General features: G+C 61.1%; 17 protein-coding genes and 1 pseudogene. 6 read left to right on the top strand and 12 right to left on the bottom strand.

Going from position 1 to position 21,668, the window contains the following annotated elements; genetic code table 11:
* Positions 1-48 precede the first annotated feature (48 nt).
* Positions 49-1,395: a TldD/PmbA family protein gene (locus L904_RS03310; protein ID WP_031233645.1), complete on the bottom strand. Its 1,347-nt coding sequence runs from the start codon at positions 1,393-1,395 to the stop codon at positions 49-51.
* A 116-nt stretch (positions 1,396-1,511) separates the two neighbouring features.
* Here L904_RS03310 and L904_RS03305 point away from each other — a divergent pair, with 116 nt between their 5' ends.
* Positions 1,512-3,341 (top strand): monovalent cation:proton antiporter-2 (CPA2) family protein, encoded by a 1,830-nt coding sequence (locus tag L904_RS03305; protein ID WP_020809542.1) that lies wholly within the window; start codon positions 1,512-1,514, stop codon positions 3,339-3,341.
* 174 nt (positions 3,342-3,515) lie between these two features.
* On the opposite strand, the gene L904_RS03300 is transcribed toward L904_RS03305, so the two are convergent.
* From L904_RS03300 to L904_RS03290, 3 genes are all read right to left on the bottom strand, one after another.
* On the bottom strand, positions 3,516-4,442 hold the full coding sequence (locus L904_RS03300) for a patatin-like phospholipase family protein (RefSeq protein WP_020809543.1): 927 nt from the start codon (positions 4,440-4,442) through the stop codon (positions 3,516-3,518).
* A gap of 187 nt (positions 4,443-4,629) precedes the next feature.
* The gene (gene rsmD, locus L904_RS03295) at positions 4,630-5,187 is read right to left on the bottom strand and encodes a 16S rRNA (guanine(966)-N(2))-methyltransferase RsmD (RefSeq protein ID WP_035259743.1); all 558 of its coding nucleotides are present in this window, start codon (positions 5,185-5,187) and stop codon (positions 4,630-4,632) included.
* Positions 5,168-7,075, bottom strand: a complete 1,908-nt coding sequence (locus L904_RS03290) for a pseudouridine synthase (protein ID WP_035259741.1) — start codon at positions 7,073-7,075, stop codon at positions 5,168-5,170. The genes rsmD and L904_RS03290 overlap by 20 nt, the downstream gene beginning before the upstream one ends.
* A gap of 71 nt (positions 7,076-7,146) precedes the next feature.
* On the opposite strand from L904_RS03290, the gene L904_RS03285 reads away from it, so the two are divergent.
* The gene (locus tag L904_RS03285) at positions 7,147-7,605 is read left to right on the top strand and encodes a nucleoside deaminase (protein ID WP_020811783.1); all 459 of its coding nucleotides are present in this window, start codon (positions 7,147-7,149) and stop codon (positions 7,603-7,605) included.
* Positions 7,606-7,655: 50 nt separating this feature from the next.
* Here L904_RS03285 and L904_RS03280 read toward each other — a convergent pair whose 3' ends face one another.
* From L904_RS03280 to L904_RS03265, 4 genes are all read right to left on the bottom strand, one after another.
* Complete coding sequence (locus L904_RS03280) at positions 7,656-8,300, bottom strand: hypothetical protein (RefSeq protein ID WP_035261000.1); 645 nt, start codon at positions 8,298-8,300, stop codon at positions 7,656-7,658.
* Positions 8,301-8,501: 201 nt separating this feature from the next.
* Positions 8,502-11,357: an isoleucine--tRNA ligase gene (gene ileS, locus L904_RS03275; RefSeq protein WP_371259814.1), complete on the bottom strand. Its 2,856-nt coding sequence runs from the start codon at positions 11,355-11,357 to the stop codon at positions 8,502-8,504.
* Between the two features lie 401 nt (positions 11,358-11,758).
* Positions 11,759-12,739, bottom strand: a complete 981-nt coding sequence (locus L904_RS03270) for a bifunctional riboflavin kinase/FAD synthetase (RefSeq protein ID WP_035261003.1) — start codon at positions 12,737-12,739, stop codon at positions 11,759-11,761.
* Positions 12,740-12,786: 47 nt separating this feature from the next.
* Complete coding sequence (locus L904_RS03265) at positions 12,787-13,635, bottom strand: TIGR01459 family HAD-type hydrolase (RefSeq protein ID WP_003503178.1); 849 nt, start codon at positions 13,633-13,635, stop codon at positions 12,787-12,789.
* 369 nt (positions 13,636-14,004) lie between these two features.
* Between L904_RS03265 and groES the strand changes: the two genes are divergently transcribed.
* The 4 genes from groES to L904_RS03245 all read left to right on the top strand — a co-directional run bounded on the left by groES (position 14,005) and on the right by L904_RS03245 (position 17,782).
* Positions 14,005-14,301, top strand: coding sequence for a co-chaperone GroES (gene groES / locus L904_RS03260; RefSeq protein ID WP_003494080.1), 297 nt, complete (start codon positions 14,005-14,007; stop codon positions 14,299-14,301).
* A gap of 74 nt (positions 14,302-14,375) precedes the next feature.
* Positions 14,376-16,010, top strand: coding sequence for a chaperonin GroEL (gene groL, locus L904_RS03255; protein ID WP_035261005.1), 1,635 nt, complete (start codon positions 14,376-14,378; stop codon positions 16,008-16,010).
* Positions 16,011-16,749: 739 nt separating this feature from the next.
* Positions 16,750-17,184 (top strand): hypothetical protein, encoded by a 435-nt coding sequence (locus L904_RS03250; RefSeq protein WP_020812638.1) that lies wholly within the window; start codon positions 16,750-16,752, stop codon positions 17,182-17,184.
* Between the two features lie 151 nt (positions 17,185-17,335).
* The gene (locus L904_RS03245) at positions 17,336-17,782 is read left to right on the top strand and encodes a DoxX family protein (protein WP_020812639.1); all 447 of its coding nucleotides are present in this window, start codon (positions 17,336-17,338) and stop codon (positions 17,780-17,782) included.
* A 64-nt stretch (positions 17,783-17,846) separates the two neighbouring features.
* Here L904_RS03245 and hisG read toward each other — a convergent pair whose 3' ends face one another.
* From hisG to hisS, 4 genes and pseudogenes are all read right to left on the bottom strand, one after another.
* Positions 17,847-18,539 (bottom strand): ATP phosphoribosyltransferase, encoded by a 693-nt coding sequence (gene hisG / locus L904_RS03240; protein ID WP_020812640.1) that lies wholly within the window; start codon positions 18,537-18,539, stop codon positions 17,847-17,849.
* The gene (locus tag L904_RS03235) at positions 18,536-19,663 is read right to left on the bottom strand and encodes an ATP phosphoribosyltransferase regulatory subunit (RefSeq protein ID WP_020812641.1); all 1,128 of its coding nucleotides are present in this window, start codon (positions 19,661-19,663) and stop codon (positions 18,536-18,538) included. Before L904_RS03235 ends, hisG begins: the two co-directional genes overlap by 4 nt.
* Before the next feature lie 16 nt (positions 19,664-19,679).
* Positions 19,680-20,048 (bottom strand): VOC family protein, encoded by a 369-nt coding sequence (locus L904_RS03230; RefSeq protein WP_031234396.1) that lies wholly within the window; start codon positions 20,046-20,048, stop codon positions 19,680-19,682.
* Positions 20,049-20,052: 4 nt separating this feature from the next.
* Positions 20,053-21,668: pseudogene (gene hisS, locus L904_RS26675) on the bottom strand (histidine--tRNA ligase).

Below are 21,668 nucleotides of genomic sequence, written 5' to 3'. Positions count from 1 at the left end.
CTTCGCACTTGCACACAAAGTGCCGGCGAAAACAACCCGCAGGCCGTCTCACTTGCCCGCGATCGTCATGCCTTCGATGGCGAGCGTCGGGGCGGCGACGCCGTATTTGCGGTCGATATCGTTAGCCGGCGTGACCCGCATGAACATGTCCTTCAGGTTCGAGGCGATGGTGACCTCGGAAACCGCAAAGGTCTTTTCGCCGTTCTCGATCCAGAAACCGCTCGCCCCGCAGCTATATTCACCCGTGATCATATTGGCGCCGTGGCCGATCAGCTCGGTGACGTAAAAGCCGGTTCCGACCTGTCTCAGCAGGTCATCCGGCGAGAGATCCCCCGGCTCCAGCGCCAGATTGGTGGAGGCCGGCGAAACCGCCGTGCCGCCGCGCACGCCGCGACCGTTGGTTTCAAGGCCGAGTTCCCGCGCGGCCGAAGTGGACAGGAACCAGTGCTTGAGAACACCGTCCTCGATCATCGTCATCTTCTCGCCGCGCACGCCCTCGCCATCGAAGGGACGCGAGGACGGGCCGCGCACGATCTGCGGATCGTCGGTAAGATAAAGACCCTTTTTCAGAACCTGCTGGCCCATCTTATCGCGCAGGAAGCTGGTCTTGCGGGCAACGGACGCGCCGTTGATGGCGCCGGCAATCGCACCGACGAAACCGCGGGCGATGCGCGGATCGAAAACCACAGTGATGTTGCTGCCGGTATCGACCTGACGCGGGCCGACACGGCGCACCACTTTTTCACCGGCGCGGCGGCCGATTTCTTCGGCGGCATCGAGATCGGCATAATAAAGGCGGCTGTCGAAATCGTAGTCGCGCTCCATCTTCGTGCCTTCGCCGGCAATGACGCTGACGGAACGGCTGAAGCGGCTGCCCATATAGCTGCCGGAAAAACCGTGCGAGGTGGCGAGAACGAGGCCGCCCATGCCGCTCGATGCACCGGCGCCCGAGGAATTGCTGACGCCCTTGACGGCCAGCGCCGCCTCTTCCGAAGCAAGGGCTGCCTCACGCAGCTGATCCGCCGACACTTCCGTCGCATCGAAAAGCTGAAGATCGTCATAGGAAGTGGCCAACCGTTCCTTGTCCGCAAGGCAGGCAAAGGGGTCTTCCGGCGAAACCTTCGCCATGGCCACGGCCCGCTCCGCCAAGGTCTTCAGGTCGAAGCCCGGATTGGCCGAAACGCTCGCCACCCGTCGGCCAACGAAGACGCGCAGGGAAAAATCGTCGCTTTCGGAGGATTCGGTGCTTTCCACCTTGCCGAGCCGCACGCCGACCGATTGCGAGCGGGAGCGGACGACAACGGCATCCGCCTCATCCGCACCGGCGGCGCGGGCAAGATCGACAAGCTGGCTGGCGCGATCGAGAAGTTTGGAAGAATCTATTTCTGAGGACATGAGTTGGCCTTTCATTCCTGTTCCATTTATTGTGCCAGCAACCCCGCATCAAGGGCGAAACGCCGCTTTCTCCATTCGGACGGTATTGTCGCCACCCTATTCGAAAGTCCGCCCGCATGACCGAGCACGACGCTCTCTTTTCCGAACCCCTGCTGCTTCTGGCCGGCGCGGTCATCGCGGCCTCGGTTTTCCGCAAGCTCGGGCTTGGCACCGTGCTCGGTTATCTGGTGGCGGGCATCATCATCGGGCCGTTCCTGCATCTGGTCACGGATGCGAAGGACATTTTCAACGTCTCGGAACTGGGCGTGGTTTTCCTGCTCTTCATCATCGGGCTGGAACTGAAGCCGTCGCGCATCTGGCAGATGCGGCGCGATATTTTAGGGCTGGGAATGGCGCAGGTGCTGGTGACGGGCAGCGTGCTGGCGGCCATTGCCTGGTGGGCAGGGCTGATCGACTGGCGCGGCAGCCTCGTCGCCGGTTTCGGCCTTGCGCTTTCCTCCACCGCCTTTGCGCTGCAAATCCTTGCCGATGACGGCGACATGAATACGCGGCACGGCAATCGCTCCTTCTCCATCCTGCTGTTTCAGGACCTCGCCATCGTGCCGCTTCTTGCCCTCGTCACTATTCTTTCCAACCGGCCGGATGTGCCGACGGATTCGATGGTGTCCGATCTCATCGCCTCCGTCCTTGCGGTGGCGGGCATGGTGCTGGCCGGGCGTTATCTTCTGACGCCGATGTTCCAGATCATCGCCCGCACCGGTGCGAGGGAAGTGATGATCGCCGCCGCCCTCTTCGTCGTCATCGGCGCCGCCGCCATCATGGAGGCGGTGGGCTTGTCGATGGGCATGGGCGCGCTGCTGGCGGGGCTGATGCTGTCGGAATCCTCCTACCGGCATGAGCTGGAAGCCGATATCGAGCCGTTTCGCGGCCTGTTTCTGGCGCTATTCTTCATGGCGGTCGGCATGTCGCTGCATATCCATATCGTCTATGAGCATATTTTGCTCATCCTGATCGCCGTACCGGCGATGATGGCGGTGAAGGCAGCCCTGATCTATGGCCTTTGCCGCATCGCCGGCTCGTCGCGTTATGCATCGAGCCGCATCGCGCTGCTTCTGGCGCAGGGCGGGGAATTCGGCTTCGTGCTCTTCACTACGGCTGCCGCCTCCGGGCTGTTTCCGCAGGCGACGGCCTCGATCCTCGTTGCCGTCGTCACGCTTTCCATGGCGCTGACGCCGCTTCTGGCGGTTATTTCACGCCGGCTGACGGCGGAGGATGCGGACGAGGACAAGCTGGAAGAGGATTTCGACGGCGCGGGCGCGGATGTGCTGATGATCGGTTTTTCCCGCTTCGGCCAGATCGCCTCGCAGATCCTGCTCGCCGGCGGGCGCGACGTAACCGTCATCGACAGCTCGGCCGACCGCGTGCGCCAGGCCGCCCGTTTCGGCTTCCGCATCTTTTTCGGCGATGGCACCCGCAAGGACGTGCTGATCGCCGCCGGCATCGAGCGGGCCGATCTCGTTGCGGTCTGCACCCACAAGAAGGAGGTGACCGACCGTATCATCGATATGATCCAGTCGGAATTTCCGAGCGTGCGCATCTATGCCCGCTCCTATGACCGCGTGCATTCCCTCGACCTCAGGAAAAAGGGCGTGGAATATGAAATCCGCGAGACGCTGGAATCGGGCCTCCTGTTCGGCAGGCGCATTCTGGAGGGGCTGGATATGGACGGCGAAAGGGCGCTGGCGATTGCCGACGACATTCGCGAACGCGACGAGGAGCGGCTTCAGCTACAGGCCGTGGAAGGCCTCGCCGCCGGCCGGCAGATGCTGCACAACAAGCCGGTGCGCGAGGTGAAGCCCGAACCGCTGATGAAGCCGAAGACCAAGGCGGAAAAGTGGGAAGAAGAAGAGGATGCGGAGGACAGCGAGACGGAAGTTTCGCTGTGAATTGAGTTCAACTTAGTGACTGGGCGAGCGCCACTTGTTTCTTCTCCCCGCCGGGGAGAAGTCCGTGGCAGCGGATGAGGGGGCAAGGGTAGCGATATTCGGAGAGGGTACCCCCTCATCCGGCCCTTCGGGCCACCTTCTCCCCCTCGGGGAGAAGAAAACTCGCCTCACTTGTCACGCCTCCACACCCTGCCCGCGGTGAAACAGTTCCACCTGCATGTCGATCTGCCGTTTCAGATCGTCCTTGATGCCGGCCGATGCGTTCAGCACCTCTTCGGACTTCAGGAAATCCAGCACACCGAAACGGTGCACGGGCGGGCGCAGGAAAATATGCGGCGGGCGTAGCCGCAGTTTCAGGGCAATCGCCGCCTGCATCATCAGCTGGCTGGCGCCGAACAGGCTGTCCAGCCGGTTCGGCATGGTGGTTCCGTCGCCTTCCGGGCCGCCGACGACATCGACGCCGATGACGATATCGGCGCGGTCCAGCAGATGCTCATAGGGCACCGGATTAAAAATGCCGCCGTCGATCATGATGCGGCCATCTATACGCACCGGCATGAACAATGCGGGAATGGCGGCAGATGCGGCCAGCGCCTGGATGATCTCGCCGCGTTCCACCACCACTTCGGTCTGGGCGTAATAATCCGTGGCTATCACTTTGAGCGGAATGGCAAGCTCGGAAAAATCCTTCGGCAGAGCCTGCGGCATCAGGGCGTGCAGGATGAGTTCGAGGTTGAACTGCCCAAGGCGAAAACCGTCCACCGCATGGCGCATCGATGCCGGGCCGAGGCTCCAGAGCCGGTTGGCGACCGAGCCTTTTCGTCCCATCAGTTCAAGCGTGTATTCACGGATTTCCCGGCCGGTCATGCCGGCCGCCCTGCCCGCGCCGATGATGGAGCCGATGGACGAACCGGAAATCGCCACGGGCCGGATGCCGAGTTCGTCCAGCGCCTCGATGACGTTGATGTGGCAGATGCCGCGTGCGCCGCCGCCGCCGAGCGCCAGTCCGAAAGTCGGCTCATGGCCGCCCGCGCCGTCACCTTCGAGAACCTCTTCCCCGGCGCGGACGATCGTTATGCTCTCGTTTACACCCTGCTCCATGCGAATACCCAAATTCTTTCCACGGCAAAGACTCTGCCTATTGCGCAAACAAGACAAGACCGTGGCGTGACGGGAAACGCTGCTGTTAGAGCATTTTCGCTTTTCTTCGAATCGCGAAAACACTCTAACTCTTTGTTATGTCGCATTTCCGGACGGAAAACCGGGCTCCACTTTTGCTGGAAATGCTTTAGGGCTCGTAACGGTAGAAATGCATTTTCGTATCGCCGAAGATGCGGCTTTCGAGCGGTTTGAAAACCGGATCGACCTTGACCGTCACATCGCCGCGCTCTTCGAGAATGGCAAGCGCGCCGGGGTTCAGCCAGCCGCCGCCATGGGCGGCCGCGAAAGCCTTCTCGCCATGGCCATAGCCATAGGGCGGATCGGCGAAGAGAAGATCGAAGGGCTCGATATTGTTGACGCCGCCGAGCTTGGTGGCGTCACGCCGCAGGATACGGGCGCGGCCATGCAGACCCAGCGCATCGATATTTTCCCAGAGCAGCCCCCTGCCCTCCACGCCGTTTTCGACGAAGAGCGCCACGCGACAGCCGCGCGAAAGCGCCTCCAGACCGACCGCACCGGTTCCGGCGAAAACGTCCAGAACGCGCGTGCCATCCAGACTTTCCGGATAGGCATGGCTCAGAATATTGAAGAGGCTTTCCCGCGTCCTGTCGATGGTCGGACGAATGGAATTCGATTTCGGCGCGGCCAGACTCCGGCCGCGGAACTCACCGCCTACGATCCGCATTACGTGTCATTCCCCTGCCTCCAGAAGGTTTGCCACCCGGGCCTTTGCCGCCCGGCTTGCCGCCGCCGGGACCACCGGGGCCTTTGCTCTTGCCCGAGAAACCCGAACGTTCACCACGCTCGCCCGATTTTCCGAAAGATGGCTTGCCGAATCCGGGTTTACCGGCCGGCTTGCCGCCACGGGGCTTGTCTCCCGCCGGGCGCTCGCCGCGTGGGCGGTCACCGTCTTCACGGGGCCTGTCGCGGAACGGACGATCACCGAAAGGTTTTTCGCCACGTGGGCGGTCACCCTCTTCGCGCGGCTTGTCACGGAACGGCCGGTCGCCGAAAGGTTTGCCGCCGCGTGCCGGGCGGTCACCGAAGCTCTTTTCACCGCGCGGACGGTCGCCACGCGGGCGATCACCTTCTTCACGCGGCTTGTCGCGGAATGGCCGGTCGCCGAACGGCTTTCCACCGCGTCCACCACGATCACCGAAGCTCTTTTCGCCACGCGGGCGGTCGCCGCGTCCGCGACCACCTTCTTCTTCGCGGGGGGAATCCGAACGGATCCACTCGCCCTCGGCATCCGCATGCCGGACGACGTTGCGCCGCGCTTCGTCCTGGGCGGAAGGCTTTTTGAAGAGGTTTTCGGCTTCCGCGCGGGCGGAGGACTTGCGTTCCTTGCCGTCACGGGTGGGCCTTGCACCGGGCGCCATCCAGACATTGGCCGTGCGGCTGGTGCCGGCGGCCTGGCGTGGGCGGCGGTCGTCGCCTTCATCCTCGCTGCGGCCCTTGGCGCCAAATTTCCCGGCGGGCTTGGAGCCGAACTTGCCGGCCGGCTTGTCGCCGCGCTTGGTGTCGAGACGGCCGAGCGCCTTTTCGCGGCGGTCTTCCGGCTTGCCGCTCTTTTCGAAGCGCGGCTTGCCTTCCGGCGCATCGCTCTTCGCCCATTCGGATTTTACGGGCCGCTTCGGCGTGTCGTCTTCTTCATCCTCAACGGGCGCATTGTAGATCGGCGCGTCGAAATTGGCGCCGGCCTGTTCGATCAGACGCGGGCCGAGCTGGTCGCGCAGCATGCGGCCGCGCACTTCCAGCACCTTGCCTTCAGCGAGATCGCCGAGCTGGAACGGACCGTAGGAAACGCGGATCAGGCGGTTGACCTCGAGACCGAGCGCGCCGAGCACGTTCTTGATCTCGCGGTTCTTGCCTTCACGCAGACCCATGCTGATCCAGACATTGTGGCCCTGGGTGCGGTCGAGCGTGGCATCGATTGCACCGTAGAGCACGCCGTCGACGGCAATGCCTTCCTTCAGCTTGTCGAGCGCGGCCTGATCGACCTCGCCATGGGCGCGCACGCGGTAACGGCGCAGCCAGCCGGTGGTCGGCAGTTCCAGCACGCGGGAAAGACCGCCATCGTTGGTGAGCAGCAGCAGGCCTTCGGTATTGATATCGAGACGGCCGATGGACAGAACGCGCGGCAGTTCACCCGGCAGATTGTCGAAAACGGTCGGACGGCCTTCCGGGTCGGAATTGGTCGTCACCAGACCGGCGGGCTTGTGGTAGAGCCACAGTCGCGTGCGCTCGGCACCGCGAATCGGCATGCCGTCCACTTCGATCTTGTCGGACAGCGTGGCGTTGACCACCGGCGTATCCAGCTTGACGCCGTTCAGCGACACGCGGCCTTCCATGATCATGCGCTCGACATCGCGGCGCGAGGCCACACCGGCGCGCGCCATGATCTTGGAAATGCGCTCGGGCTTGGAAGCGCCAACGGTTTCCGGCACCGGGGCGACCTTTGCCTCGGTCGGTTTCTTTTCGCGCTCTGCGGCGGGCTTGCCGGGGCCTTTCGGCTTCCTGTCGCGGCTAAATGTCTTGCCGCCGTCACGCTTCGGCTTGTCTTTAAAAGTCATTTGCTGTTTGCCTGTTGTTTGGGCTGTCCTATCAGGTCCAAGCACAAGGGTTAAGAGGAAATTGAAACGCAATGGCCGAAAGGACGCATTTCATGGAACTGGCGCTTTCGGAAGCCCGTGCCGCGGCTGAGCGGCAGGAGGTTCCGATCGGCGCTGTACTGGTTATGGACGGCCGCGTCATCGCCCGTTCCGGCAACCGCACCCGTGAATTGAACGATGTGACGGCTCACGCCGAAATCGCCGTGATCCGCATGGCCTGCGAAGCGCTGGAGCAGGAACGCCTGCCCGGCGCCGATCTCTATGTGACACTGGAGCCCTGCACCATGTGCGCTGCGGCGATTTCATTCGCCCGTATCCGCCGGCTCTATTATGGCGCGCGAGACCCGAAGGGCGGCGCAGTGGAGAGTGGCGTGCGTTTCTTCAGCCAGCCGACATGCCACCATGCGCCGGATGTCTATTCGGGACTGGCGGAAAGCGAAAGTGCGGAAATCCTGCGGCAATTTTTTCGCGAGAAACGTCTCGACGATTGAGCGACCGGCGGGAGACGCAAGCTTTCCCGCAGGCCGTCAGCCATTCGTTATTACTGGAAGGGGTTCCACCAGCTCTTGCCGGTGTTTGCCACGGCCGCTTCTTTCTTGCGGCGCTTTTCCTTCTTCTGCTCCGGTTCGCCGAGATCGGTCAGCTGATCCTGCGGGACGCTGCGATATTCAGCCGGCGGATCGGTGAGGAACTTGCGCTGGGCGTTGACGACGGAGCCGCCCTGGGCATCGGCCTTGGCCTTGCGGAAGGCTTCCCATTTCTGGGTTTCGGTCATCTGGCCGGCGGTGCCGTTGCCGGCGAGCAGCGGCGAACGATAATGCGGGTTGTTCTTGTTGGCATCCGCCTCTTCGCGCAGGCGTTCGCGGGTTTCTTCCGGCGATTCGACCCATTGCGGATTGTTTTCGCGGCTTGCCATGTTCTGCTGCGGCTCTGCCAGCTGTTCGGCACGGGCCTGGGCGGGAACGACGAGGCCGGGGCGCGGGCTGTATTTCAGGTTGCGCTTTTCCTGATCGTTGCCGGTGATCGAGGTCGCGTTGCCGAGATCGTCGACAAGCTGTTCCGCCGCCGTCTTGCCCGTACCGTAGGTCGGGCTCGTGCAGGCGCCCAGCAGCACGCCTATCGTCGTGACGCCAACAACCGTGCGAAACATGCCCAAACCCTGCGCATTACCCTGCATCGTCTTCATTGAAACCCTTCCAGCCGTCCGTCCCACTTCGCCAGACATCGTCTTTCGGCAGGCGGCAGCCCGCATTGCCGTGCAAATCCGGCCATTTTCAGGCAGGTGTACCGGATGAAGAGGCAAAGCGCAATTCATCCGGTCATTTTCATCGCACATCGGCCCGAAACCCGGAATCGGGTTTCGACAGGAACGATGCGCAGCTTCGGATCATCCGAGGGCTGCGAGCTCTCGCAGCGCGGCCGCATCGCGGGCGGAAACCTCCGGATAGGCCGGATCGGAACCGACATCGGTGGTGATGCGCCAGGAACGGGCGCATTTTGCGCCTTCCGCCAGCTTCTGCTCGACCACGACCTTTGCCACTTCCGGCAGGCGGAAGCCATCGGCCGGGCCTTCATCCCCAACTACCGAGATGGCCGAGGTGATGCAGATTTCGGCGAAATCCTGCCCCTTCAGCGCCGCCAGAAGATCGGCGTCGGCGATGTGCACGACAGGGGCAGCTTCCAGCGAGGAGCCGATACGCTTTTCACGGCGTTCCACTTCCAGCGCGCCGGTGACGACCGTGCGGACCTTGCGGATTTTTTCCCACTTCGCTTCCAGCGCATCGTTCTTCCACTCGGCCGGGATTTCCGGGAACTGGACGAGATGCACCGATTCCGCATCCGGGTAGCGCGAAAGCCACGCCTCTTCGGTGGTGAAGGGCAGCATGGGCGCGAGCCACGAGACAAGGCAATCGAACAGTTTGGCGATGACCGACAGGGCCGCCCGGCGCTTCAGCGACGACGGCGCGTCGCAATAAAGCGTGTCCTTGCGGATATCGAAATAGAAGGCCGAAAGCTCGACATTGGCGAAATCCACCAGCGCGCGGGCGATCTTCTTGAACTCGAAGCCGTCATAACCTTCGCGCACGACCTTATCCAGATCGGACAGGCGGTGCAGCACCAGTTTTTCCAGCTCCGGCAGATCGTCATAGGCGATCTCCTCACCCTTGTAATGGGCGAGCGTGCCGAGCATCCAGCGGATGGTGTTGCGCAGCTTGCGATAGGCATCGACATTGGTCTGGATGATGGCCTTGCCGAGGCGCTGGTCTTCCCAATAATCCGTGGTCATGACCCACAGGCGCAGGATATCCGCGCCGGCGTCCTTCATGACTTCCTGGGGAGAAACCACGTTGCCCTTGGACTTGGACATCTTCTCGCCCTTCTCATCCATGGTGAAACCATGGGTGACAACGGCGTTATAGGGCGCACGACCGCGCGTCGCGCAGCTTTCGAGCAGCGACGAGTGGAACCAGCCGCGATGCTGGTCGGAACCTTCCAGATAGACATCCGCCGGCCACTTCATGTCCGGGCGGTCTTCCAGCGTGAAGGTGTGGGTGCAGCCGCTGTCGAACCAGACGTCGAGAATGTCCATGACCTGCTGCCAACGGGCATGGTCGTGGTCATTGCCGAGGAAACGTTCCTTGGCGCCTTCGGCGAACCAGGCATCCGCACCTTCGGCCTCGAAGGCCTCGAGGATGCGGGCGTTGACGGCCTCATCGATCAGAACTTCACCCTTCTCATCGGCGAAGACGGCGATCGGCACGCCCCAGCTGCGCTGGCGCGACAGGACCCAGTCGGGCCGGCCTTCGATCATGGCGCGCAGGCGGTTCTGGCCAGAAGCCGGAACGAAGCGGGTGTCGTCGATAGCGCTCAGCGAGCGCGAACGCAGCGTCGTGCCATCGCCCAGTTCCTTGTCCATATAGACGAACCATTGCGGCGTGTTGCGGAAGATGACCGGCTTCTTGGAGCGCCAGCTATGCGGATAGCTGTGCTTCAGGCGGCCGCGGGCAAACAGGTTGTTTTCCGCGATCAGCGCCTTGAGGACGCGGTCATTGGCATCGCCCTTCTTGCCGTTATCGTCCATGACGCGGGCAGCGCCGCCTTCGGCGGACGGGCCGAAACCGGGGGCGTCTTCGGTGTAGAAACCGTCATCGCCGACCGGGAACGGGATGGCCGACGAAACGCCACGCGCTTCCAGCTCACGCTGATGCGCGGTCCAGACGTCAAAGTCCTCGCGGCCGTGGCTCGGCGCGGTGTGCACGAAGCCCGTACCGGCATCGTCGGTGACGTGATCGCCTTCGAGAAGTGGAACCGGGAAATCATAGCCAAGCGACGCCAAAGGATGGGCGCAGATGATGGCGGCCAGTTCTTCGGTTTTCACGTCGCGAACGAGTTTGAAGGTCAGCTTTGCCTTGGCTGCGGCCTCATCGGCGAGCTTCTTGGCGAAGATCAGCTTTTCGCCCGGCTGCGGACCGAAATCGTTCTGCGCGCTTTCGACTTCGTAGAGGCCATATTCGACCCGCGACGAAAACGCGATGGCGCGGTTGCCGGGGATGGTCCACGGCGTGGTCGTCCAGATGACGATAGAAACTTTTTCATTTGGCCAAGTGAGAGTGGCAGCTAGACGCCCCGCCATTTCTTCTGCGGATATTCCATGAACCTCAGCCTGTTTGGGTCTTGCAACACTGACAACCGGGAACTTCACCCAGATCATGTCGCTCTCGACATCGGCATATTCGACTTCGGCTTCCGCCAGCGCCGTGCGTTCGACCACCGACCACATGATGGGCTTCGAGCCGCGATAGAGCTGGCCGGTGCGGGCGATCTTCAGGAGTTCGCCGGCGATGCGGGCTTCGGCGTGGAAGTTCATCGTCGTGTAGGGATTTTCGAAGTCGCCCTCGATGCCGAGACGCTTGAACTCTTCCGACTGGACCTTGATCCAGCCGGCCGCGAAGTCACGGCATTCCTTGCGGAATTCGTTGACCGGAACTTCGTCCTTGTTCTTGCCCCTGGCGCGATAGGCTTCCTCGATCTTCCATTCGATCGGAAGGCCGTGGCAATCCCAGCCCGGAACGTAATTGGCGTCGTAGCCGCGCATCTGGAAAGAGCGGGTGATGACGTCCTTCAGGATCTTGTTCAGTGCATGGCCGATATGGATGTTGCCGTTGGCATAGGGCGGGCCGTCATGCAGCACGAATTTTTCGCGGCCGGCGGCGGAGGCGCGCAGGCGCTTGTAGAGGCCCATCTCCTGCCAGCGCTTCACCGTTTCCGGTTCCTTCTGCGGCAGGCCAGCGCGCATCGGAAAATCCGTCTGCGGCAGATAGAGGGTGGAGGAGTAGTCCAGTTTTTCTGCGGTGTCGCTCATAATCGTACCGTTGTTGCGCGCCGTGTCGGTCGCGCCGTCTCAATTTCAAAGAGGGGCAAATACGGAAAGCGCCATGACAAATGCCATGACAAGCGCCAAAATCCCGGACCTTCCGGCTCGTCAGAGCGGGCGGAAGGCCGGGCCAATAATTCGGCCAATCTGAACTGTAAACTTCAACCGGTATTGGGACATGGCCGGTTGTTTATGCGGTTTTCCGGCAAAAAGGAAGAGAAAAGCGACGGCAATATAGCCCGGAATATGGGCTGACAGGTCTCATCAGATCAAAACGCAATCTTCGCATCCAACGCGCTGAGCGGGCGCACGCCCGATAACATCGCTCTCGCCTCTTCTTCATCGCGCCTGATCTGGGCGACGAGCGGATCGAGGCCATCGAATTTCAGTTCATCGCGCAGGTGCCCGAAGAAGGAGACCGAACAGACCTCGCCGTAGAGATCGCCGGAGAAATCGAAGACGAATGTTTCGAGCAGCGCCGCGCCGTTTTCTGTGACGGTCGGACGATAACCGAAGCTTGCCACGCCATCGTGGATAGAACCATCGGGGCGACGGAACCGCACGGCATAGATGCCGGCCTTCAGTTCCGTTTCCGGGGCGAGCGCCATGTTGGCGGTGGGATAACCCAGCGTGCGCCCCAGCTTCTGGCCGCCAATGACCTCGCTTTCCACCGTGAAGCGGTATCCGAGCAGGCCTGCGGCGCCTGCCACATCACCGTCGCACAGAAGCGAGCGGATACGGCTGGAGGAGACGACATCCGCACCCTCGTCGCGGAAGGCATCCACCAGCGTCACGTCAAAACCATGGCGTTTGCCGGCCTCCATCAGGAATGCCGGGCCGCCTTCCCGGCCCTTGCCGAAATGGAAATCGAAGCCGGTGACGACGGCGCTGGCATGAAGCCAGTCGACCAGGATGGATTGAACGAATTCCTCCGCCGAGCGCTGCGAAAATTCCCGGTCGAAGGGATATTCGATGACGGAGCGGAAACCGATGGCCTCAAGGATGCGCGCCTTGAGCGGCGCGGGCGTGAGGCGAAAGACCGGCGTGTCGGGACGGAAGACGGAACGGGGATGCGGCTCGAAGGTCAGCACCAGCGCGGGAACGCCACGGGCTTCCGCCAGTTCCAGAGCACGATCCAGCACAGCCCGGTGGCCACGATGCACGCCGTCGAAATTGCCGATGGCGATGACGCCGCCACGAAGAGCTTCCGGCAGCGGCTCCTTTTTTTCATTGCGGTGAAAGACGGTCATGGCAATCGATCCATTCCTGCGCCAGCTATTCCTCAGGCGAGATATCCTCAGGCGAGACGGGGCATCCACCAGCCGGGAGCTGCACCCTGCCCCTTGAGATAGGCGTTCAGAAGCGCCTCGTCCGTCTGGCCGTTCAGCGTATATTCGGCAGCGTGAATGCCGCCGCTGATATAGAGAAGGTTGAGACCGCTCGCAATCGCGCCCTTCACATCCGTCGGCATGCCGTCACCGATGGCGAGCACGCGATCCTTGGCGAAGGCGCCGCGCACTTCCTTGGCCGCAGCTAAGCAGGCTTCATAGATCGGCGCATGCGGCTTGCCGGCAATGCGGACTTCGCCGCCGAGCTGTTCGTAATAGGCGGCCATGGCGCCGGCGCAGGGAATGATGCGCTCGCCGCGTTCCACCACCAGATCGGGGTTGGCGCAGATCATCGGCACCTTGCGGGCAATGAAGCCCTTGAGCATTTCGGTATAGTCTTCGGGCGTCTCCGTCTCGTCGTCGAAGAAGCCGGTGCAGACCACGGATTCCGTTTCCGCCTCGCCGACACATTCGACATCGAGACCTTCCAGCAGCGGCATGTCCCGCTCCGGGCCGAGCAGGAAGACCTTTTTTGGGCCTTCCGCGATCAGACCACGGGTAACGTCGCCCGAGGTGATGATACGGTCATAGGCCTCATCAGGCACGCCGAGAACGCGCAACTGGGCGATGACGCCGGGGGCGGGACGCGGCGAATTGGTGATGAGCACCACCGTCTTGCCAGCCTTGCGCGCTTCCCGCAGCGCAACCGCCGCATCCGGAAAGGCGCTCACCCCATTGTGCAGCACGCCCCAGACATCCGAAAGAATAACGTCGAACCCATCAGTGATTTCGCCGAGAGTGAGAATGCGGTGGGCCATGAGATGCTTTCCGGATGCGAGAAGAGGGTGTGCGTCACATCGCAAAGCGGGACGCCGATGGCAAGGAAAAAAGCGGTGAGTGACCGGTCTTCGGCCCCGCCTGACGCAGCATGAACACAAATGTCCCGTAGATGGATGCGACGCGCATCGCGCGAAAAGAATGTCGTCATGGCGCGCATCCGCACATGGGAAATTTCTGTCATGGAACGCTGATAACCATAAGCCATGAAATTTTTCAGACAGGGCGTTCTTGACTCCGGCAGACGCCCTCCTTATCTCGGTTCCGCTGGCACTCGATAAAGGAGAGTGCTAACACCCATCAGGCGAGCGCCAAAAGCTCGCGCAGTCATTTGATCGAGGGATTAGGCAATGACAAGCACCAATTTCCGCCCGCTTCACGATCGCGTCGTGGTTCGTCGCGTTGAATCCGAAGCAAAGACCAAGGGCGGCATCATCATTCCCGATACCGCCAAGGAAAAGCCGCAGGAAGGCGAAATCGTCGCCGTCGGTTCCGGCGCTCGCGATGAGGCCGGCAAGGTCGTCGCTCTCGACGTCAAGGTTGGCGATCGCGTCCTGTTCGGCAAGTGGTCGGGCACCGAAGTCAAGCTCGACGGCGAAGACCTTCTGATCATGAAGGAAGCCGACATCATGGGTATCATCGGCTGATTTCGCCGAACCCATCGTTTCCTTAAATTTCAAGCCGGATCCATTCCGGCCGTTCGAAACCAGGAGTTTTGAAAATGGCAGCCAAAGAAGTCAAATTCGGCCGCTCAGCGCGCGAAAAGATGCTCAAGGGCGTCGACATTCTCGCTGATGCAGTGAAGGTAACCCTCGGCCCGAAGGGTCGTAACGTCGTTATCGACAAGTCCTTCGGCGCTCCGCGCATCACCAAGGACGGCGTTTCGGTCGCCAAGGAAATCGAACTGGAAGACAAGTTCGAGAACATGGGCGCACAGCTCGTTCGCGAAGTTGCCTCCAAGACCAACGACATCGCCGGTGACGGCACCACCACCGCAACGGTTCTGGCCCAGGCCATCGTTCGCGAAGGTGCAAAGGCAGTTGCTGCCGGCATGAACCCGATGGACCTCAAGCGCGGCATCGATCTTGCTGTTGCAGAAGTCGTCAAGGACCTTCAGGCCAAGGCCAAGAAGATCAACACTTCGGAAGAAGTTGCACAGGTCGGCACGATCTCCGCAAACGGCGAGCGTCAGATCGGTCTCGACATCGCTGAAGCAATGCAGAAGGTCGGCAACGAAGGCGTCATCACCGTTGAAGAAGCCAAGACCGCTGAAACCGAACTCGAAGTCGTCGAAGGCATGCAGTTCGACCGCGGCTACCTGTCGCCCTACTTCGTGACCAACCCGGAAAAGATGGTTGCGGACCTCGAAGACGCATACATCCTCCTGCACGAAAAGAAGCTTTCGAACCTCCAGGCCATGCTGCCGGTTCTCGAAGCCGTCGTTCAGACCGGCAAGCCGCTCGTCATCATCGCTGAAGACGTCGAAGGCGAAGCTCTTGCAACGCTCGTCGTCAACAAGCTGCGTGGCGGCCTCAAGATCGCTGCCGTCAAGGCTCCTGGCTTCGGCGACCGCCGCAAGGCCATGCTGGAAGACATCGCCATCCTGACCGGTGGTACCGTCATTTCCGAAGACCTCGGCATCAAGCTCGAAAACGTTACCCTCGACATGCTCGGCAAGTCGAAGAAGGTTTCGATCTCCAAGGAAAACACCACGATCGTTGACGGCGCCGGCCAGAAGTCCGACATCGAAGGCCGTGTTGCCCAGATCAAGGCCCAGATCGAAGAAACCACCTCCGACTACGACCGCGAAAAGCTGCAGGAACGTCTTGCCAAGCTCGCTGGCGGCGTTGCCGTTATCCGCGTCGGCGGTTCGACGGAAGTCGAAGTGAAGGAAAAGAAGGACCGCATCGACGACGCTCTCAACGCGACGCGCGCTGCCGTTCAGGAAGGCATCGTACCGGGCGGCGGCGTTGCCCTGCTGCGTTCGTCCACGAAGATCACCGCAAAGGGTGAAAACGACGACCAGGAAGCCGGTATCAACATCATCCGCCGCGCCCTGCAGGCTCTGGTTCGCCAGATTGCAGACAACGCAGGTGACGAAGCTTCCATCGTTGTCGGCAAGATCCTCGAGAAGAACGAAGACAACTACGGCTACAACGCCCAGACCGGCGAATATGGCGACCTGATCCAGCTCGGCATCGTCGACCCGGTCAAGGTTGTTCGTACGGCTCTGCAGAACGCAGCTTCGGTTGCTTCGCTGCTGATCACCACCGAAGCCATGATCGCCGAGCTTCCGAAGAAGGACGCTCCGATGCCGGCAATGCCGGGCGGCGGCATGGGCGGCATGGACTTCTAATCAGTCCTGTCACCGGAATTAAGAAAGGGCGGTCTTCGGACCGCCCTTTTTCTTTGCCGCCCATGCGTGATTGACGGAAGGCGGCACATCTTATCGGCGTCATCCTCGGGCCTGTCCCGAGGATCTGCAACCGATTGATTTTATTCGACGTGATTAGATCCTCGGCACAGGGCCGAGGATGACGTCGAGGGAATGTTGACCCTCCATTACTGTCTTTAAAAAGGCTGCCGGCCGTCCGGAATTTAAATCGGACAGCAATGGGACAGGCCCGAGGATGACGCCGGCGCTCTCGCGAGAGATGCCTCATGAAATCAACAGGTTGCACAATTCTGAAGGCCGAAAGCGGAAAGGTTCGTGTATTGTCCCGTTTTGGAACAGGCATGATTTTATCCGGCTATTTTTTGCAGCCCTATGCAATAATGGGACACATTCAAGAGCGAATCACCACCCCATACGGGGCCGATTTCCACTCGGACCGGCTTATAAGTGCGCTATTTAGTTGTGCTTTTTCGCATATCTCGCGATTTTGAAGAAGAAATACATAATATTTTTGATTTTCTCACTGGCTGGTTGTTGTAGGTAGGGGAAAATAAACTATAAGTCACCCCCCGTAAGGGTTCCGCGACGGGGCGGCCAGCGTCGAAGGGGTTTCGATGGGTGGCAAACACGTTCGACTGCGGGTGGCGGTAAAGGTTCAACCTGGCAGTGGCGCTTGAAGTGGCGGCGCTGGCACGTGTTCATGCGGGGGCGCGATTTGTTTGAAATATCAAGACGCAACGATGCTCTGCCTGCGGCGGTAACAACCGCGCCCGATCCCCGGACCCTGTCGCATTTCTTCATGTCGGAGGAGTGGAGTAGCGATCTTTCCAGTGGCGTCATCCGGCTCGGCGAACACGCATCGTTCATGCACGGCCTGCCGCCGGGCGAGTGCGGGTTGCTCAGCCTTGTCCGCTGTTACGACCGCGCTGACCACGCCCGCGTTCTGGAACTTTTCGAGCAGGTTTCCACCGCCCCCTCACGTTTCTGTTTTTCAACCGGCCTCTCCATCTTGCCGGCGATGCGGCAGCCGGTCATCTGCATGGGTGAATCTTCCGGCTTCGAAGACGGGCAGCAAGGGCGCATATCAGGGCTTTTCCTGTTTCCGCGCTTTGAGGATATTCGCTTCGCCGCCTGAACATAGCGGGAGAGACGCTCAGTACCGTTCACAAAATGAAGACGATTTGTCTTCTATTGTTCATCTTTATGGGCGGATGATTTTCGGTCATTGATATCTCCAGACATTGCAGTTCAACCGGCGACACGCCGACTATTTACCGGAGATATCCATGTCCAGCAGCCAGAACGTTCTCGTTCTCATCGCCCGTATTCTGCTTTCCTTCATCTTCATCACGTCGGGCTTCAGCAAGCTCGTCGATCCGGCCGGCACGGCCGGCATGATCACGGGTGCCGGCCTGCCCGCCGCAACCGCGCTTGCCTATATTGCAGGCCTGTTCGAACTCGTTGCCGGTCTTGCCATTCTCGCTGGTTTCCAGACCAAAATCGCTGCCTGGGCGCTTGCCGTCTTCTGCGTCTTCACCGGTCTGGTGTTCCACAGCGGCACCGTTGCCGTTCCCGGCTGGCCTGAGCCGGCTCTTGGCTGGATCAACACGCTGAACGGCATCATGATGGTGAAGAACATCACCCTTGCCGGCGCTTACATCCTGCTTGCCGCCTTCGGCCCCGGCGCCTATTCCGTCGACGCTAAGCGCGGCGTGGCTGTTGCCCACGCATAAGCCAAATAAATCGACCAACAAAAAAGCCGCCGGATCGCTCCGGCGGCTTTTTTGTTTTCTATCGTCAGACCGCCGCCCTTATGCGCGAGGCGATCTCCTGAACCGCCGCATCGCCCTCATGTTCAGGCTTGCGGGCACGCACAAAGCAGGCTTCCGAGCGAACAATGATACCGTCTGAGAGGATTTTCAGGTGGTTGGCCTTCAGCGTCGAGCCGGTCGAGGTGATATCGACGATGATATCCGCCTGCCCCGCCGCCGGTGCACCCTCGGTCGCGCCAAGGCTTTCAACGATGCGATAAAGCTGAATGCCGTGCTGGCGCGAAAAGAACTGCTGCGTCAGCCGCCAATATTTGGTGGCGATGGCGAGCCTGCGGCCATGACGGGCGCGGAATTCCGAAGCGACATCGCCAAGATCGGCCATGCTGTCCACATCCAGCCAGATTTCCGGCACGGCGACCACGACATCCGCATGGCCGAAACCGAGGCGGGCGCAGAACTCCACCTGCGCATCGGCATTGGTCAGTCCCTCGCGCACGAGGTCCTCACCCGTTACGCCGAAATCCACGGTGCCAGCGCCGATCTCGCGGGCGATCTCGGAGGCCGAGAGATAAGCGATCTCGATATCGTCGCGCCCTTCGATGCGGCCGCGATAGGAGCGGTCATTGCCGACGGCCGCGACTTTCAGCCCGGCGCGTTCCAGAACGGCGGAGGCGTCTTCCTTCATCCGGCCCTTGGAGGGCAATGCGATGGTAATCATGGCTTGTCGCTCCCGCGCACCGCTTCGATGCGATCCAGCCAGAGCGAGAAGCCCACGGCCGGGATTTTTTCCTGTGCGCCGAGCAGGGTCAGCAGCCGGTCGAAACGGCCGCCACCGGCCAGCACACTGTCTCCGCCCGCTTCCACCACCTCGAAAACGAGGCCGGTATAATAATCGAGCGGACGACCGAAGGCCGCGCCATAGGTGACGGTTTCGAGATCGACACCGGCATTGGCAAGCGCTGCGACACGTTTATCGAAAGCGGACAGCGCGCCATCCAGTTTCAGCTTCGCCTTTGCGGCAAAATCGGCCAGAACCTGCGAGGCCTGCGGCAACGGCGCCTTCAGCGCAAGGAACTGTTTGAGCAGCGCGAAGCTTTCATCCGGCAGGCGCGTGGCGGCAAGCGCCAGTTTTTCCCGCAGGCGGCGGGCGATTTCCTGCGGCGCGCGGCTGGCATTGGTGGAATAGCCGGTTTCCTGCATCACCGTATCGAGATAATCGACCAGCACCGCCTCGTCGCCTGTCGCCAGCAGGCCGGCGACCCGGGCATCGAGGCCGGTCATCGGCTTGGGATGCACGAGGCTTTCCAGCAGCGCGTCGAGCTGCGCCATGTCGCCGAAGGCCTGCACCAGCCGCTTCTGCCAGCCGAGCGGCAGGCCAAGCGCTGCAACCACCGCCTCGAACACCTGCTGGTCGCCCAGCGTGACGGCAAGCGCCCGGCCCGGCAGCAGGCGCTGCAGAATGCCGGTGGCGTCAATGACGGCACGGGCATCGGCGGCGGCGATATCGGTATCGCCAAGATCCTCGATACCGGCCTGATAAAACTCGTTGGCACCTTCGCGGCGCTGGCGGAAGACTTCGCCGAGATAGGAATAACGCTTCGGCGTGCCGGTTGCCGTCTCGATGTGGCGCAGGCAGACCGGGATGGTGAATTCGGGGCGCAGACACAGGCTCTCACCCGTTTCGCTCTCCGTCATGAAGATGCGGCGGCGCAAATCCTCGCCTGCCATATCCAGAAACGGTTCGGCGGGCTGGATGACCGGCGTGTTCACGCGGCTCGTGCGGCGCGCGGCGAATTCTTCCAGTAGCTCTCCGGAAAATTCCGGCATGTCGATCAGGGGCATGGAACGGTACTTTTCGTCACGGTTCGAGCGGCTGCATCATTTCGATGCGGTTTCCGAAGGGATCATGGACATAAAACCGGTGATACCCTTCAAGCGGCTCATCCTCAACCACATGGTAGCCTGCTGTTTCAAGTGTTTTTCGCAAGGCTACCATATCATCGACCAGAAAGGCCGGATGGGCTTTCTTCGCCGGGCGGAAATCCTGCTCGACGCCGAGATGCAGTTTTATCGAACCCCGGCTGAACCAGCACCCACCACGCGCGGCCAGATTGGCGGGCTTTGCCTGCTCCGCAAAACCGAGCAGGCCGCCATAAAAAGCGCGCGCCTCATCCTCACGGCCCGCCGGCATCGCCAGTTGAACATGGTCGAGCGCAAGGATCGCCATGGCTTCAGCGCCCTTCGGCGGCGCGGCGAACGTCCTCTGCCTGATGCTCCAGAATCTCGCGGACCTTCGCCACCAGATCGGCCTCCGGCACGCTGACCTGCGCCACGCGCGCCTCGCGCCAGCTGGCATTGTCCTCGATCTCGCCGGAGAGGCGCTTGCCTTCAATCAGATCCTTGATCTGCACCACACCTTCGGCGCGCTCATCACCACCCTGAATGATGGCGATGGGGGAACCGAGGCGGTCGGCATATTTCAGCTGGTTTCCGAATTTCTTCCAGTTGCCCTGATACATTTCGGCGCGGATGCCCTCGGCGCGCAGCGCCTGCGTGAAGCGCTGGTAACGACCCATGCTCTCCACATCGCCATCCATGACGGTGATGAGAACGGGGGCAAGCGGCTTGACCTGACCGAGCTTGCCAAGGTTCTTCAGCGCCGTCATCAGGCGCGAAACGCCGATCGAGAAGCCCGTGGCCGGAACCGGCTGGCCCATGAAGCGCGAAACGAGGCCATCATAACGGCCGCCGCCGCCGACAGAGCCGAACACGACCTTTTCGCCCTTTTCATTGGTGACGTCGAATGTCAGCTCGGCTTCATAGACCGGGCCGGTATAATATTCGAGGCCGCGAATAATCGACGGGTCAATAATAATTCTGCCATCATCATATCCGGCTGCCTCAAATAATGAGGCCATAGTTTTAAAATCCGAGACGCCATCCATGAAAACTGCGTTTTGGCCATACATGCTCTCTTCCATAGCCGTAATCATATCTTTGGAGATAGGAGCGGAAGTAGGTGGAGCGTCCGGAGCCACAAAATCAAAAACGGGGTTCAATGCCGTCGTCTGTGGATTTTCGTCATATGGAGATGACGGAGTTGCACAAAGTAGGCTAGGAGATTTTTCTGTTTCTGCTCAAGTTTTACGCCCTTAGTGAAGTCGCCACTTTCGTCACGGCGTCCGTCACCAAGCAGCTGCAGAACTCCATCCAAGCCAAATTTGTCTAACTTATCCAGCGCTCGCATTACTTCAATACGACGGCCGGCATTGTCCTCCCCGCCGAGGCCGATGGCTTCCATGACGCCATCGAGCACCTTGCGGTTGTTGACGCGAATGACATAGTCGCCGCGCTGAATTCCGAGCGCTTCCAGCGTATCGGCCATCATCATGCACATTTCGGCATCTGCCTGCACGCCGGCGGCGCCCACCGTATCGGCATCGAACTGCATGAACTGCCGGAAGCGGCCGGGGCCGGGCTTCTCATTGCGGAACACGTAACCGGCGCGATAGGTGCGGTAGGGCAGCTGGATTTCGTTGAAATTTTCCGCGACATGGCGGGCGAGCGGCGCGGTCAGATCGTAGCGCAGGCTCATCCATTGGTCGTCATCGTCCTGCAGCGAAAACACGCCTTCGTTCGGGCGGTCGCTATCGGGCAGGAATTTGCCGAGCGCATCGGTATATTCGAACAGCGGGGTTTCCACCGGATCGAAGCCGTAAAGCTCGTAGACCCTGCGGATCTTCTCGATCATCTCATTGGTGGCATGAATATCGGCAACCGAGCGATCCACGAAGCCGCGCGGCAGGCGGGCTTTCAGTTTCTGAGGCTTTTTTGCTTTTTCGCTCAT

It is taken from the genome of Agrobacterium sp. LY4, from assembly GCF_001526585.1.
Classification (GTDB): Bacteria; Pseudomonadota; Alphaproteobacteria; order Rhizobiales; family Rhizobiaceae; genus Agrobacterium; species Agrobacterium leguminum.
The sequence above is the reverse complement of the archived record's forward strand: the minus strand, read 5'-3'. Positions and strand labels throughout refer to the sequence as shown.

Coding starts and splice junctions, on each gene's coding strand:
- L904_RS03310 (WP_031233645.1), bottom strand. CDS start 1,395: ATGTCCTCAGAAATAGATTCTTCCAAACTTCTCGATCGCGCCAGCCAG.
- L904_RS03305 (WP_020809542.1), top strand. CDS start 1,512: ATGACCGAGCACGACGCTCTCTTTTCCGAACCCCTGCTGCTTCTGGCC.
- L904_RS03300 (WP_020809543.1), bottom strand. CDS start 4,442: ATGGAGCAGGGTGTAAACGAGAGCATAACGATCGTCCGCGCCGGGGAA.
- rsmD (WP_035259743.1), bottom strand. CDS start 5,187: ATGCGGATCGTAGGCGGTGAGTTCCGCGGCCGGAGTCTGGCCGCGCCG.
- L904_RS03290 (WP_035259741.1), bottom strand. CDS start 7,075: ATGACTTTTAAAGACAAGCCGAAGCGTGACGGCGGCAAGACATTTAGC.
- L904_RS03285 (WP_020811783.1), top strand. CDS start 7,147: ATGGCCGAAAGGACGCATTTCATGGAACTGGCGCTTTCGGAAGCCCGT.
- L904_RS03280 (WP_035261000.1), bottom strand. CDS start 8,300: ATGAAGACGATGCAGGGTAATGCGCAGGGTTTGGGCATGTTTCGCACG.
- ileS (WP_371259814.1), bottom strand. CDS start 11,357: ATGGGCCTCTACAAGCGCCTGCGCGCCTCCGCCGCCGGCCGCGAAAAA.
- L904_RS03270 (WP_035261003.1), bottom strand. CDS start 12,739: ATGACCGTCTTTCACCGCAATGAAAAAAAGGAGCCGCTGCCGGAAGCT.
- L904_RS03265 (WP_003503178.1), bottom strand. CDS start 13,635: ATGGCCCACCGCATTCTCACTCTCGGCGAAATCACTGATGGGTTCGAC.
- groES (WP_003494080.1), top strand. CDS start 14,005: ATGACAAGCACCAATTTCCGCCCGCTTCACGATCGCGTCGTGGTTCGT.
- groL (WP_035261005.1), top strand. CDS start 14,376: ATGGCAGCCAAAGAAGTCAAATTCGGCCGCTCAGCGCGCGAAAAGATG.
- L904_RS03250 (WP_020812638.1), top strand. CDS start 16,750: ATGCGGGGGCGCGATTTGTTTGAAATATCAAGACGCAACGATGCTCTG.
- L904_RS03245 (WP_020812639.1), top strand. CDS start 17,336: ATGTCCAGCAGCCAGAACGTTCTCGTTCTCATCGCCCGTATTCTGCTT.
- hisG (WP_020812640.1), bottom strand. CDS start 18,539: ATGATTACCATCGCATTGCCCTCCAAGGGCCGGATGAAGGAAGACGCC.
- L904_RS03235 (WP_020812641.1), bottom strand. CDS start 19,663: ATGCCCCTGATCGACATGCCGGAATTTTCCGGAGAGCTACTGGAAGAA.
- L904_RS03230 (WP_031234396.1), bottom strand. CDS start 20,048: ATGGCGATCCTTGCGCTCGACCATGTTCAACTGGCGATGCCGGCGGGC.